This is a genomic window from Streptomyces sp. NPDC102402, from assembly GCF_044765765.1.
Lineage (GTDB): Bacteria > Actinomycetota > Actinomycetes > Streptomycetales > Streptomycetaceae > Streptomyces.
In genome coordinates this window covers 60994-73466 of sequence record NZ_JBIWKR010000016.1, presented here as the reverse complement: position 1 = coordinate 73466, position 12473 = coordinate 60994, and the positions used below count along the sequence as shown (strand labels likewise).

The following is a 12473-nucleotide window of genomic DNA, read 5'->3' as shown; positions in this document are numbered from 1 at the left end:
CCGCGCGGTCGTGCTGTCAGTGGACGGAGGTGTGCGCCATGCTGCCGTGGCGCGCTGGCGCTTGCGGCTGCAACGGGACGCCTGCCGTCTGCTGATTACGGCGTGGCTGGACCGCCACACCGTTCTGGACGTCCATCACGGCATGCGCCACGAGACCGCCCATCGGGTCGTGTCTGATCAGGTCCCGGAGCCGGGAGCGCGATGAGCGCCCCTCGTTCCCGGGGTACAGGTGCTTGCCGAGTCCGACCGCGTGGGCCAGTGCGGCGAGCGCCGCGGTCCGCGGGTCCGGCGGTACGCCGGTGCGGATCGCACTGTCCAGCCGGGACCTGATGTCCCGGCTGATCGCCGTGTCCGTCGCCTGGTAGCGAGTCGTCGGCAGCACTCCGCACATCTGGCCCGCCACGGCGTGAACCATGCCGCACCGCTCCAGATGAGCGAGGTAGATCTGGCGGAGTCCCAGTCGGGGCCCGCCGATCCAGTGGACCGCCCGAACCGGACTGCCACGACGGCGCAGCAGTTCCAGTGCGGAGTCCAGAGTCGGATCTCCTGTCGGCCGTGGCATCACCACGGCTATACGATCCCCGTCAGGGGCTATCCGTCCTGCCAGAGCCAGCTCTACTAGCTGTGCCCCGGCCAGGCCGAGGTCGAGCGACTGCGGCTGCGCTGTGGTACCCGTGGTCGGGTCCAGAGCGAGCAGCAGAAGCTCCTCCGGAATTGTTCTACGGCTCCTGCCCATCCATGCCTCCCCGCGTGGATGCATGACAGGGTGACCCCTCTCACATTGGTCTGTCGAGGGTGCCTGGGTGCTTTGTGAGGGAACCGTTAGGTATGTCGTCCTCGTCTAGCGGTTCGGCCAAGGGTTCACACAGGACACTGGTAGATGGTTCGGACAGTGCGGGCACGGCCCCGCTGCGCATCAAGGAGGTAATCGGTGGCGGGCGAGTCCCCCGACAAGTCGGAGCAGCGGAAGTCGTCGGGGACGACTGAGGAACGCGATCCGCGTCTCGCGGTCTTCCGTGAACCGGGCGCCGGGGCCGACGGGAGTGCGGCGGACGGGACGACCGGCGGCGCGACGGACCGGGAGACGGCTGTCTTCCGCCTCCCGGACTCCGGAGAGGCCGACGCCCCCGAGGGCGCCACAGCCCCCGCAGAGGGCTCTGAGGGCCCTGAGGGGGCCTCTGCGTCCCGCGGGGAGGCCGAGAGGGCCCCGGACGCGCAGGACGCGACCGGAGCGGCCACGGCGGCCCCTGAGGCTTCCTCGCCGTCGTCCTCCGAAGCCGCGGCCGCATCCGCATCTGGCTCGGATGCCGAAGCCGAAGCCGAAGCAGAAGCCGAAGCGGGTTCGGACACAGAAGCCGACGCCGACACCGACGAGCGGTCCGAAATCACTTCGGGCTCGTCCGGCTCCGGTTCCTCCACGCCCGATTCCGCGACTGATTCCGCGACTGATTCCGCCACTGATGCCGAACCGGCGCCTACCGACGCGCGGCTGCGTGCTGCCGTCGCGGCCTGGGTGGCGACCGGGCCGGACGACGAATCCGCAGGTCGAAGCGGTGCGGAGGAGCCGGAGCCGGAGCCGGACGGGGACGGGGGCGAGGACGCCGAGGCCCGCAGCGCCGACGACGGTCCCGCCGCCGAGGAGCAGGCCGCTGAGACCGACGCCGTCGCCCCGGCGGAAGCCGACGGGGCGACGGACGACGGTGGACCGGCCGACGGCGACGACGCGGGAACCCCGGCCGACGGCGAGACCGAGACCGGGGCCGGGGTCGGGGTCGGGGGCGACAACGGCAACGAGTCCGAGTCCGACGCCAGCACCGGCGCCGGCTCCGAGGAGTCGGGGGAGTCGGGGGAATCGGCGGAGTCGGCGGACGCACCCGCCGCGAGCAACTCCGAGGGCGCTCCCCGCGTCCCGAGGACCCGCGAGGAAGCCTCCCCCGTCCAGGAAGCCGAGGACGCGGAGGGCGCCGAGGACGCGGAGGACGCCGAGGACGCGGAGCCCGCGCGTGACGGGCGAGGAATCGATCATCCGACCACTGCCTTCAAGGCCCTGAGGACCGATCAGGTCGACCAGCCGACGACAGCGCTGAAGCTCCCGCCGAAGCAGACGGAGGCCGCGCGGAAGCCGTCCTGGGCCGCGAAGGCGTCCGGCGCCCCCGCCGAGGCGCCTGCCGAGGCCCCCGCCGAGCGGACCAGCAAGTTCGTACCGCTGCGCTCGGACGACGTACGCCCCGCGCCCGTGGTCGGCCCCACCGTCACACCCGACGTCACCGCGGGGCCCGGGACGCCCGCGAGCCCCGGGGCGGGACTCGCGGAGGCCGAGCGGACCCGGCAGCAGCCCATGCCGCCCAGGCCGCCGCTCGACCTGCTGGCCGAGCTCACGAACACCCCGCCGCCGCCGGAGACCCCGGTGCGCACGGCCGTCCGCCGGGTCAAGATCTGGACCCCGCTCGTCCTGCTCGCCCTGATCGTCTTTGCGATCGCGCAGGCTGTGCGCCCGCTTCCCGATCCGACGCTGACGCTGTCGGCCTCCCCGACGTACACCTTCGGAGGGGACAAGCTGGACATGCCGTGGCCGGCGGAGGGGCAGGGCGCCGTCGAGGTCGAGGGGGTCGGCACCATCGGCTCGTACGGCAAGGAGAAGTCCGCGCCGATCGCGAGCATGGCGAAGGTGATGACCGCCTACGTGATCCTCAAGAGCCATCCGATCACCGGTGAGGAGACCGGCGAGAAGATCGAGGTCGACCGTCAGGCGGCCGAGGAGGCCGCCAACACGGACGAGTCGATGGCCGGGATCAAGGAGGGCGACACGTACACGGAGCGCCAGATGCTCCAGATGCTGATGATCCCGTCGGGCAACAACGTGGCACGGCTGCTGGCCCGCTGGGACGCCACCACGGAGAAGGCCTTCGTCGAGAAGATGAACGCGGCGGCCGAGGACCTGGGGATGACCAACTCGACCTACACGGACCCGAGCGGGCTGAAGTCCTCCACCGTGTCCACGCCCGCCGACCAGATCAGCCTGGGCAAGGCGGTCATGCAGAACGACATCTTCCGCGAGATCGTCAACATGCCGCAGGCGGACATCCCGGGCGTCGGCAAGATCTACAACAACAACACCATCCTCCTGCAGGACGGGGTCAGCGGGATCAAGACCGGATCGTCGACCCCGGCCGGCGGCAACCTGCTCTGGACGGCTGACACGGTCGTCGACGGCAAGTCCCGCCGGATCATCGGCGCGGTGATGGGCGCCGACACCGACGGCACCCTGTACGCCAAGCTGGAGCGCGCCATCCAGAACAGCTTCCGGCTGATCCAGGCCGCCCAGAAGGGCGTCGACTCCGCCACCGTCGTCAAGAAGGGCCAGGTCGTCGGGTACGTCGACAACGGCTTCGGCCGGCAGACGCCCCTGGTCGCGACCAAGGACCTGAAGGCCGTCGGCTGGGGCGGGCTCGAGGTCGATCTCGAACTGACCGACCGTGGCACCACCCCGGCGCACCAGGCAGCTGCCGGCACCGTCGTGGGCGAGGTGACCGTCGGTACCGGAACGGGGAAGGTCTCGGTCCCCGTCGCCCTGCAGAGCGAGATGACGGAACCGGCCTTCGGCGACAAGCTCACCCGCATCACCTGAGCGACCGGACGGCTCCCCGCCCCCGCCGCCCTGCCGTCGCGGGGGCCGGGGAGCCGTCCGCCGGTGGACCGGCGCGGGGAAAACGCTGCGTGCTAGCGTCCCGAGGCAACGGACGGGCGTCGGGACGCGTCCCTACGGGTACGGATGAGGCGGCCGTCGCAGCAGACCGAAGGTTCGGCAGGCCCGGGCAAGGACGGGGAGAGTCGCAGTGACCACCGCTGAGCCGACACGGGCGGACGACAGCCCGCCCGCCGTGAACGACAGCCCGCCCGCCGTGAACGACAGCCCGCCCGTGCCGCCCGCCGCGAGCCTGTCCGTGCGGATCCCGGCCCAGTCCGCCGGGGGCGAGGACGGCCCTGACCGCTCGCTGCGCAGCCGCCTCCGGCGCCACCCGGTCCTGCTGACGACGGCGGTCGCGGCCGCCGTGCACGTGCTCTGGTTCTTCTTCTTCGCGAACAGCGGCGGTGACATCGCCGCCCAGGACGCCTGGTCCGAGTTCGTCGGCCGTCACCCCGGCACGGCGTACAACCTCGCCTGGTACGGGGGCATGCACCCCGTCTCCTACAGCGTCGTGTCGCCCTACCTGATGTCGGTGCTCGGCGTCCGTACGACGATGATGATCGCCGGCACGGTGTCATCGGCGCTCACCGCCCTGATCCTGGTGCGGGTCCCCGCCGTCCGTAACCCCCTGGCGTGCGCGCTCGCCGGAGTCTTCGCGTACCTGTGCAACGCCCTGTCCGGCCGGGTGACGTTCGGGCTCGGCATGATGTTCGCGCTCGGTGCCGTCGCCGCCGTCTTCTGCTGGCCGCACCGCTGGCGGTACAAGCGGTGGGCGAAGGCCGTCGTCGCCGCGCCGCTGGCCGGTCTCGCGACGGCGGGAAGCCCGGTCGCCGGGCTGTTCCTCGGGGTCGTCGCCGCGGCGCTCTTCCTGAACAAACGGCGGCCCGGGGCGTACGCGATCGGACTGCCGCCCGTCGTGGTGGTGGTGCTCTCCGCGTGGCTGTTCCCGTTCTCCGGCACGCAGCCGATGGCGCTCGGCACCCTCTCGCTGCCCTTCCTGTACGCCGTCTTCGTCTTCTTCCTGGTCCCACGCGACTGGCACACCGTGCGCACGGCCGCCGCGGTCTACGGCACCGGGACGCTGCTGACCTACGTGGTCGACTCGCAGATCGGCTCGAACGTGTCGCGCATGGCGATGCTGTTCGCCGGTGTCGTCCTGCTCGCCGCGCTGCCGTACACGGCGCCGCGCACCCGGCGCTGGTACGCGCTGGTCATCGTCTTCGCGGGGCTGAACTTCTGGATCGGCTTCAAGGGGGTCGACGACATCGTCCGTACCGCCCCCACCGCGTCGTGGAACCGCGAACTCGCCCCGCTGGTCGACCAGCTCCAGAAGGTCGACGCGGAGAAGGGACGCGTCGAGGTGGTGCCCCCCAGCAGCCACCGGGAGGCCTCGGCGCTCGACACGTACGTCAACCTGGCCCGCGGCTGGAACCGGCAGGCCGACATGAAGCGCAACCCCCTCTTCTACGACGACACCCTCGACGCGGTGAACTACCGTGCGTGGCTGGACCGCTGGGCTGTGCACTACGTGGTGCTGCCGACGGGGAAGCCGGACTCCGGGGGCGAGCAGGAGGCCGCGCTCGTCGAAGCGGGGCAGCCCTATCTGAAGGCGGTCTGGAGCGACGCCAACTGGCAGCTCTTCAGGGTCCTGGACCCGGTGCCGCTCGCCGATCCGCCCGCGACGGTGGAGCGGGCCGACGACGACAAGCTGACGATCCGCGTGCGGTCTGCGGGCCGGGTCCTGATCCGGATCCCCTATTCGCGCTGGCTCGCCGTCGTGGACGACGAGGGGAAGAGCGTGGAGCGCCCGCAGGAGACGGAGGCCTCGAAGAAGCGCTCCGCGGAGGACGGGGACGCCCCCAAGGACTTCACGAACGCCCACGGCTGCCTGATCAAGGTGGACGAGGACGGGGACGGCGACGAGTGGACCGAGCTCCTCGCGCCGCGCCCGGGCGTCTACCGCCTCGCCGCGCCGTACCAACTGCAGCCGGGCACCCCGTGTCCTGAGGAACTGCGTCAATAGTGCGGGAACCCTCCCCCTGGGCAGGCGGCACTGGCAAGGTGTGCTGCCATGAGGTGCCAACATTGCGGCGGCGAACACATCGGTCCGCTGCCGGGCATGGTCTGTCCCGGGTGCGGTTCCGCGGAACGCTCGCCTCGCGGGAGCGGTTCCTGGATCGCCCGGGAGACGCTGACGGGCCGGGTCTCCACCTTGCCGAGGAGACGGAAGGTGCTGCTGGCGGCGGGGGTCGCGGTGGCCGTGGGCGGTCTGGCCACCGCCGTGTCCCTGATCGCCGCGGGGGCCGGAGGCGTTCGCCCGGAGGCCACGGGCCGGGCCGGGGCCGTACCGGCACCGGTCGGCGGCGGGGCACCGACCCGGATCGGGCCCGAGGACGCCGGGCCGCCCGGTGACGACGCCTCACGGCCACCGGCGGACGACACCGGCCGCTACCGCTTCACGGAGTGGGCCGGGCCGGGGTGCACGACGGGCGACTACGCGGAGTACGGGCGCTTCGAGAACGGCGACGCGGGCTGGTACACCGTCGATACGGGCGGGTTCGCGGACAGCTCCTGCGACGGCCGGTTCAGCGCCGTCCCGATGTCGGGCAGCCCGGGACAGGACCGGGGGAGCAGCGCCGTCTGGTCGTGGCACCTGGGCGACGGCTTCCGCGAGTGCGCGCTGACCGTCTTCGTGCCCCGCAGCGTCCGCGACCGGGACGTGGCGGGGGAACCGAGCGTGTACCGGGTCCTCTCCGATCCGCGGAACACCGACTCTGCCTATACGGGCTTCGCCGTGCACCAGCCCGAGCACCGGGGCACGGCCGTCGACGTACGGACCTACCCGGTCAAGGGGGACACCTTCGCCGTGCAACTGGTCGACCGGGGCCGGGACTGGGGCGACTCGGCGCTGGTGGGCGCGCACCACGCGGCCGCGCAGCTGAAGGCGTCGTGCCGCTGACCGTCAAGCCGCTGACCGGTCGCACCGGCGAGGCCCCCCGGCCCTCTCACCGGACGGACGCGGCGCCGCCGGCACCGGCCCGCGTATCGGCCGCGGCGGCCCCGTCCCGGCCCCCGTCACCCGCCGACTCAGCGGCCGCCGGTCAGCAGCAGGGGGGCCGGCAGGCCCGTCGCCCCCTGGTCGTTGCCGCTCACCGTGACTCCCTGGGCGGTCCAGGCCACTCCCGAGACGTACCGGCCGCCGGCCGTACCGCCCGTCGGTACGGCCAGGTTCGTCCACCGGCCGTCGCGCAGCCGCATCACGTACGGCGTGCCGTCCGGCTGGTGCCCGGAGACCGCCACTCCTCCCGGAGTCAGCGTCAAGTCGTTCGCACGGCCCGCGGCCGCCGGTGCCGGTACCTGCTTCCAGGAGCGGCCGTTCCAGTGCGCGAGCAGGGCGTGCCCGCGGTCCTCGTCGTCGTTCAGCTTCCGGCCCGCCGCCCAGACGTCGCGCGCGCCGCGGGCCTCCAGGTCGACGAGTTCCCCGTTGACCCCGTCGTACGGGACGGGAACGCGGGACCAGGAGCGGCCGTCGTAGTGCAGCATCATGGGCTGGTCCTCGGAGGTGTAGCCGGAGATCCACACGTCGTCCGCGGCGAGTGCGGTGACGGAGCCCGTCGACAGCGAGGTGGCGTCCGGCACGGGGACGATGTGCCACGCCTCGCCGTCCCAGTGCTGGACCAACGCCTCCATGTGTGTTTCCTGGACCGTTCCGCCGGGCTTGTTCGGATCGGTGCTGGGGGTCTCGCTGTCGACGACGACGAGCCAGCCGACCGCCCACACGTCGTCGGAGGCTCTGACGGAGACGTCCAGCAGTCCGGCACCCGCCAGCCGCAGCCCTTCGGGCACCGGCGCGTCAACCACCCGCCAGGCGGTGCCGTCCCAGTGCTGGGTGTGGATGGCGCCGCGGCCCTCCTCGTGGTCCCCGACCGCCCAGGCGTCCTTCGGTGAACGGGCGTTGATCGAGTTGATCCGGCCGGAGTCGCCGTCGAAAGCCGCCATCGGTATCGTCCGCCAGGCGCCCGCGTCGCCGTCCCGGGCCAGCAGCAGTGGCGTCGTGGGCCGCGTCCGGCCCTCCTGGGTCACCCCGACGCCGTACGCCCAGGTGGTGTCCGCGTCCACCCGTGTGGCGCCGTACAGCATGGCGCCGCCCACCCCCGGCAGGTCCGCGGCGGCCCACCGGGCGTCGGCGTGCGCCGTGGCGGCCGACAGGGTGACCGCCGCGACGGCCAGTGCCGTGACGGCGGCTCTCGTACGTCGACGCATTCCACTCATGATGATCTCTTCCCTGTGCCTTCTCGGTTCCGACGTCTGCACCCGTTCTCAATGCGGTGGCGGGGTCGGCGCGTTGCGGTGGCGCACGGGTTTTCTCCGCCGGTCACTCCTGCTGCAACCCGGGAGCCGGTCCGGCGCACTTGAAGGGTGAGACGGCCCGCAGGGGCGGGCCGGGAATGGGGGAGTGGGATGGAGCGCGGCGAGGACGCGTTGCACGACTTCGTCCGGGACAGACGCCTGGCACTCTTCCGCAGCGCCTACCTGATGTGCGGCAACCGCGAAGAGGCGGAGGACCTGGTTCAGACAACGCTGGTCAAGGTGGTTCTCGGCTGGCGGCGCCTGAAGCGGCTGGACCACGTGGAGGCGTACGCCCGCAAGACGCTCTTCAACACGTTTATCGCCGGGCGGCGGCGGTTCTGGCGGCGTGAGCAGGCGTACGGGGAGATGCCCGAGCGGCCCGCTCCCGAGGCCGACTCCGAGACCGGACTGGTCGTGCGGGCGGCACTGGCCCGCATCACGCCGCGGCAGCGGGCCGTGCTGGTGCTGCGCTACTGGGAGGACCAGAGCGTCGAGGCCACTGCCGCGGTGCTCGGCATGCGGGAGAACACGGTGAAGAGCCACACAGCTCGTGGGCTGGCGGCGCTCCGCGCCGAGATGGGGAAGGAACTCGTATGAAGGACTTCATGACCGGCGAGGTGCGTGACCTGCTCGCGCGCGCCGCCGAGACGGCCGAGGGTCCCTCGCTCGACACCGCGGGCGTCTTCGCCCAGGCATCGAAGGTGCGCCGACGGCGCCGCGGGGTGCTGGCCGCAGCTGTGCTGGCCGGCGTCGTGGGCGGTCTGGCCACCGTGCCCGGTGTGATCACCGGCGGATCGGACCGGGCCCCGGCCGCCACGGCTTCACCCTGGACGGATGCGGAGCTGACCGGTGGCTCCGGACGGGAGCAGAGGCTCACAGGGCTGCTGCCCGCCGGCACGGGGAAGGTCGAGGAGGTCTCCTTGGCGGTGCTCCTCAAGGACGCGGATCTGGAGGGCGCCACCAGTGGGGGGACCAAGGGCGCGCTGGACGGCGGATACGCCGTCCACCAGGACGGCGGTGTCGGCTATCTGGGCATCGCCCTGCACGACCGGACGTACGTCGATGCCAAGATGCCCGGCGGGAACGGTCCGGCCGACGACCTCTGCTCGCGGACCGGGACCGAGGAACCCCGCGCCGACTGCGAGCGCGAAGTACTCGCCGGCGGACAGGTGCTGACGATCTGGCGGCAGCCGAAGGCGGTCGACGAAGGCACCCCGGAGTGGGGCGAGGAGCTGACCGGCCGGCTCCTGCTCCCCGACGGCCGGGTGCTGTTCGTGCGGGACAGCGCGGGCTACCGCGGCCACGGACAGCTCGGCCCGGTGCTCCGGCACCCGCCTCTGCCCCGTGAGCAGCTGCGCGACCTGATGCTGCGGCCGGAGCTGGTGGCAGGGAAGTAGCGTCCCGGTGCCGGCCGGGAGGCTTCCGGCCGGGTGGTTCCGTCACGCCCGGCCGGAAGCCCGGTGTTCCCGTTTCGGCATCGCGGCGGACGGCCCCGATCGCGGCGCGATGTCCTGCGGGGGTCCGGCGCCCTGGTGCTGTCGCGCCGCGCCTGCATTGCTGACGCGGTGTACCGGGTGCCGCCTCCGAGGGCTTCGGGCGGGCCCGGTCAGCTCGACGGGCAGGGGATCAGTATCCCCAGCGGGCGTAGACGGTGACGTTCCGGCCGTTGTCCCTGGCCCCGACGCACACGTCACGCCAGTCGAGCAGCCAGCCGCTGGAGCGGCAGCTCTCCTGCTGAAGGCCCAGTTCGCGGATGATCCCGGGGCGGGACAGGCCGTCCTCGCTGGTGACCGTCGCGATGCGCGAGCAGCCGCCGGAACCGCAGCCGGTTCCTTCGTCGACCATGGTGATGCCTGGCGGCAATGAGGGAAGGGCCCTCGACGACGGGGCGTCCGAGCCCTCGCCGAGCATCATCGCGTACAGGAGGCCGACCGCGAGGGTGAGGGCGAACTGCATCCCCAGGAAGCCGATCGCTCCGTTGCGGCGGGGTATCCATTCCGGGGGAGGGGAGTCCTCGTGCCGTCCTTCCAGTCCCGCACCGCAGGCGATGAGCAGGGGCGCCAGGGCCGTGAACACGAGGTGCGCGTCGGGCCTGGGAGCGTCGGTCCAGCCCTGCTGGACGCTGATCAGCAGACCGGCTCCGGCGAGTAGCGCGCCGCCGACCGCGAGGCCGACGGGGCGGGTGCGGGCGATGGCCATCCAGACGACGGCGGGCGCGACGGCGAAGAGTATCCCCAGGATGGTGAGCACGTACGGGGGACGTGCGGCCCCGAACACTCGGTTCCACGCGGTCAGGGATCACCTCGGGGACCGTTGATCCGCCTGCGCGGTGCCCGGCTCCGCGACAGCCCGTACTCCTGTGCGCGGCAGCACCCACGACGGCCGTCGTGGGTGCTGCCGCGCATCGCGGCGGTCCAGGTGGCCGCGACCTGGGTGAGGCGGGTCACGGGCAGCAGCCACCGGCCTCGGCCGGCGGCGTCGGCGGGCCTGCTTCGGTGACGGCCGGGTCCGCGCAACAGGTGCTGTTCTTCTGCTTGGCCATCGAGTCGGCGTCCGCCTTGACGACGTAGACCTCCCACGGCTCCTGGCCGGGTCCGTGGACCCACACCTTGTCCTGGAGGGCGTAGCAGCAGGCGGTGTCGTTCTCGAGGTCGGTCGCCAGCCCTTGGTCCTGGAGGCGGGAGGTGGCGGAGTGGACTTCTTCGGTGGTGGCGACTTCGACGCCGAGGTGGTCCATCCGCGTATCCGCGTCCGGTGCGCCCTGGACCAGGACGAGTTTGAGGGGTGGGTCGGCGATGGCGAAGTTGGCGTACCCCTCGCGGAGTTTGGCCGGCTCGGTGCCGAAGAGCTTTGTGTAGAAGGCGATCGATGCTTGGAGATCGGGGACGCGCAGGGCGAGCTGTACTCGTGACATGACGTTCCTCCTGACTCGGTGCGGACGCGCACCGGCCGGCATGGGCCGGTGCGCGGAGGTTCAGGACCCGCAGCAACCGCCGGACGTCGTGTCCTCGGCGGCTGCCGCCGACAGGGAGACACCGGTGCCGATCTGCACGAGGGCGGGGGCCGGCGCGCAGCAGCCGCCTTCGTCGGCCTGGCCGGCGGCGGGGTCGTCGAAGAGTCCGGCGCCGCCGCAGACTCCGGTTTCGGGGAGGGTGAGTTCGACACGGTCGGCGGACTCGGTGTCGCCGGCGATGGCGGCGGTGACGGAGCGGACCTGTTCGTAGCCGGTCATCGCGAGGAAGGTGGGGGCGCGGCCGTAGGACTTCATCCCTACCAGGTAGACGCCCTCTTCGGGGTGGGACAGTTCGCGGTGGCCGTGCGGGTAGACGGTGCCGCAGGAGTGCTGGTTGGGGTCGATGAGCGGGGCGAGCTCCACCGGTGCCTGAAGGCGCTCATCCAGAGCCAGGCGAAGCTCCGACAGGAACGAGAGATCGGGGCGCAGCCCCGTCAGGACGATGATCTCGTCCACCGGGTCGAGGCGCCGGCCGTCCTCACCGACGAGGGTCAGGCGGTCGTTGTCGGTGCGCTCGATGACTTCGGTACGGAAGCCGGTGACGGCGTCGGCGTACCCGTCGTCGACGGCGGCTTTGGCGGCCAGGCCCAGGGCACCGCGGGCGGGGAGCTGGTCGGCGCTGCCGCCGCCGAAGGTGGAGCCGCTGATGCCACGGCGCAGGATCCACACGGAGTGGGTGCCGGGTTCGTCCTTCGCTACGCCGGCCAGGGCGGCCAGGGCGGTGAACGCGGAGGCCCCGGAGCCGATGACGGCGGTGCGCTTTCCGGCGTACCGGGCGCGGACTGCGGGGTCCTTGAGGTCGGGGATGCGGTAGGAGATGTGGGCGCAGGCGGCGCGTTCGCCCAGGGCGGGCAGCCCGTCGGCGCCGATCGGGCTGGGGGTGGACCACGTACCGGACGCGTCGATCACGGCCCGGCCGAGGATCCGCTCCTCGGTGCCGTCGGCGCGCGTGAGGCGGATGGTGAAGGGCTGCTGCTCCCGGTCGGCGTCGACGATCCGGTCCCGGCCGAGGCGCGAGACGCCGGTGACGGTGGCGCCGTAGCGGACCTTGTCCCCGAGGACGTCGGCGAGCGGCTGGAGGTACTGCTCGGTCCAGTTTCCGCCTGTGGGGTAGGTGTCCGCGTCGGGCCTGGCCCAGCCGGAGGGCGCCAGGAGCTTCTCGGCGGCCGGGTCGGTGAGCTCGCCCCAGGTGGAGAAGAGCCGTACGTGCGACCAGGCGCGCACCGCGGTGGCCGCGGAGGACCCGGCTTCCAGGACCAGCGGTTCGATGCCTCGCTCGACGAGGTGGGCGGCGGCTGCGAGCCCGGTGGGGCCGGCGCCGATGACGACGACCGGAAGGTCTGCTGTGGCGGTCATGGCGGTGATGTCCTCCGGGATGGGGCGTCCGTATCGGTTGCTGTTTCGATCGCTGTCTATATTCGA

Annotated in this window: 10 protein-coding genes; 5 read left to right on the top strand and 5 right to left on the bottom strand. The window is 72.2% G+C overall.

Going from position 1 to position 12473, the window contains the following annotated elements; all coding sequences use genetic code 11:
- Window positions 1–16: 16 nt before the first annotated feature.
- The gene (locus ACIRJR_RS31330) at window positions 17–736 is read right to left on the bottom strand and encodes a GPP34 family phosphoprotein (protein ID WP_403786870.1); all 720 of its coding nucleotides are present in this window, start codon (window positions 734–736) and stop codon (window positions 17–19) included.
- A gap of 195 nt (window positions 737–931) precedes the next feature.
- Between ACIRJR_RS31330 and ACIRJR_RS31325 the strand changes: the two genes are divergently transcribed.
- The 3 genes from ACIRJR_RS31325 (at window position 932) to ACIRJR_RS31315 (ending at window position 6647) form a co-directional block, all read left to right on the top strand.
- A complete protein-coding gene (locus ACIRJR_RS31325) occupies window positions 932–3628 on the top strand; it encodes a D-alanyl-D-alanine carboxypeptidase (RefSeq protein ID WP_403786868.1) in 2697 nt (898 codons plus the stop codon).
- A 208-nt stretch (window positions 3629–3836) separates the two neighbouring features.
- A complete protein-coding gene (locus tag ACIRJR_RS31320; protein ID WP_403786866.1) occupies window positions 3837–5711 on the top strand; it encodes an MFS transporter in 1875 nt (624 codons plus the stop codon).
- A gap of 96 nt (window positions 5712–5807) precedes the next feature.
- Window positions 5808–6647, top strand: a complete 840-nt coding sequence (locus tag ACIRJR_RS31315; RefSeq protein WP_403787031.1) for an adhesin — start codon at window positions 5808–5810, stop codon at window positions 6645–6647.
- A 128-nt stretch (window positions 6648–6775) separates the two neighbouring features.
- Here ACIRJR_RS31315 and ACIRJR_RS31310 read toward each other — a convergent pair whose 3' ends face one another.
- Window positions 6776–7960, bottom strand: coding sequence for a hypothetical protein (locus ACIRJR_RS31310; RefSeq protein WP_403786864.1), 1185 nt, complete (start codon window positions 7958–7960; stop codon window positions 6776–6778).
- A gap of 189 nt (window positions 7961–8149) precedes the next feature.
- Between ACIRJR_RS31310 and ACIRJR_RS31305 the strand changes: the two genes are divergently transcribed.
- Both ACIRJR_RS31305 and ACIRJR_RS31300 read left to right on the top strand, forming a co-directional pair.
- A complete protein-coding gene (locus tag ACIRJR_RS31305) occupies window positions 8150–8635 on the top strand; it encodes a SigE family RNA polymerase sigma factor (RefSeq protein WP_403786862.1) in 486 nt (161 codons plus the stop codon).
- On the top strand, window positions 8632–9435 hold the full coding sequence (locus ACIRJR_RS31300) for a hypothetical protein (protein WP_403786860.1): 804 nt from the start codon (window positions 8632–8634) through the stop codon (window positions 9433–9435). Before ACIRJR_RS31305 ends, ACIRJR_RS31300 begins: the two co-directional genes overlap by 4 nt.
- A 229-nt stretch (window positions 9436–9664) precedes the next feature.
- Here ACIRJR_RS31300 and ACIRJR_RS31295 read toward each other — a convergent pair whose 3' ends face one another.
- The 3 genes from ACIRJR_RS31295 to ACIRJR_RS31285 all read right to left on the bottom strand — a co-directional run bounded on the left by ACIRJR_RS31295 (window position 9665) and on the right by ACIRJR_RS31285 (window position 12407).
- The gene (locus tag ACIRJR_RS31295; protein WP_403786858.1) at window positions 9665–10288 is read right to left on the bottom strand and encodes a hypothetical protein; all 624 of its coding nucleotides are present in this window, start codon (window positions 10286–10288) and stop codon (window positions 9665–9667) included.
- 193 nt (window positions 10289–10481) lie between these two features.
- Entirely contained in the window at window positions 10482–10952 is a 471-nt protein-coding gene (locus ACIRJR_RS31290; RefSeq protein ID WP_403786856.1) for an ArsI/CadI family heavy metal resistance metalloenzyme, read from the bottom strand.
- Between the two features lie 60 nt (window positions 10953–11012).
- Window positions 11013–12407, bottom strand: a complete 1395-nt coding sequence (locus ACIRJR_RS31285) for an NAD(P)-binding domain-containing protein (RefSeq protein ID WP_403786854.1) — start codon at window positions 12405–12407, stop codon at window positions 11013–11015.
- Window positions 12408–12473: the final 66 nt, after the last annotated feature.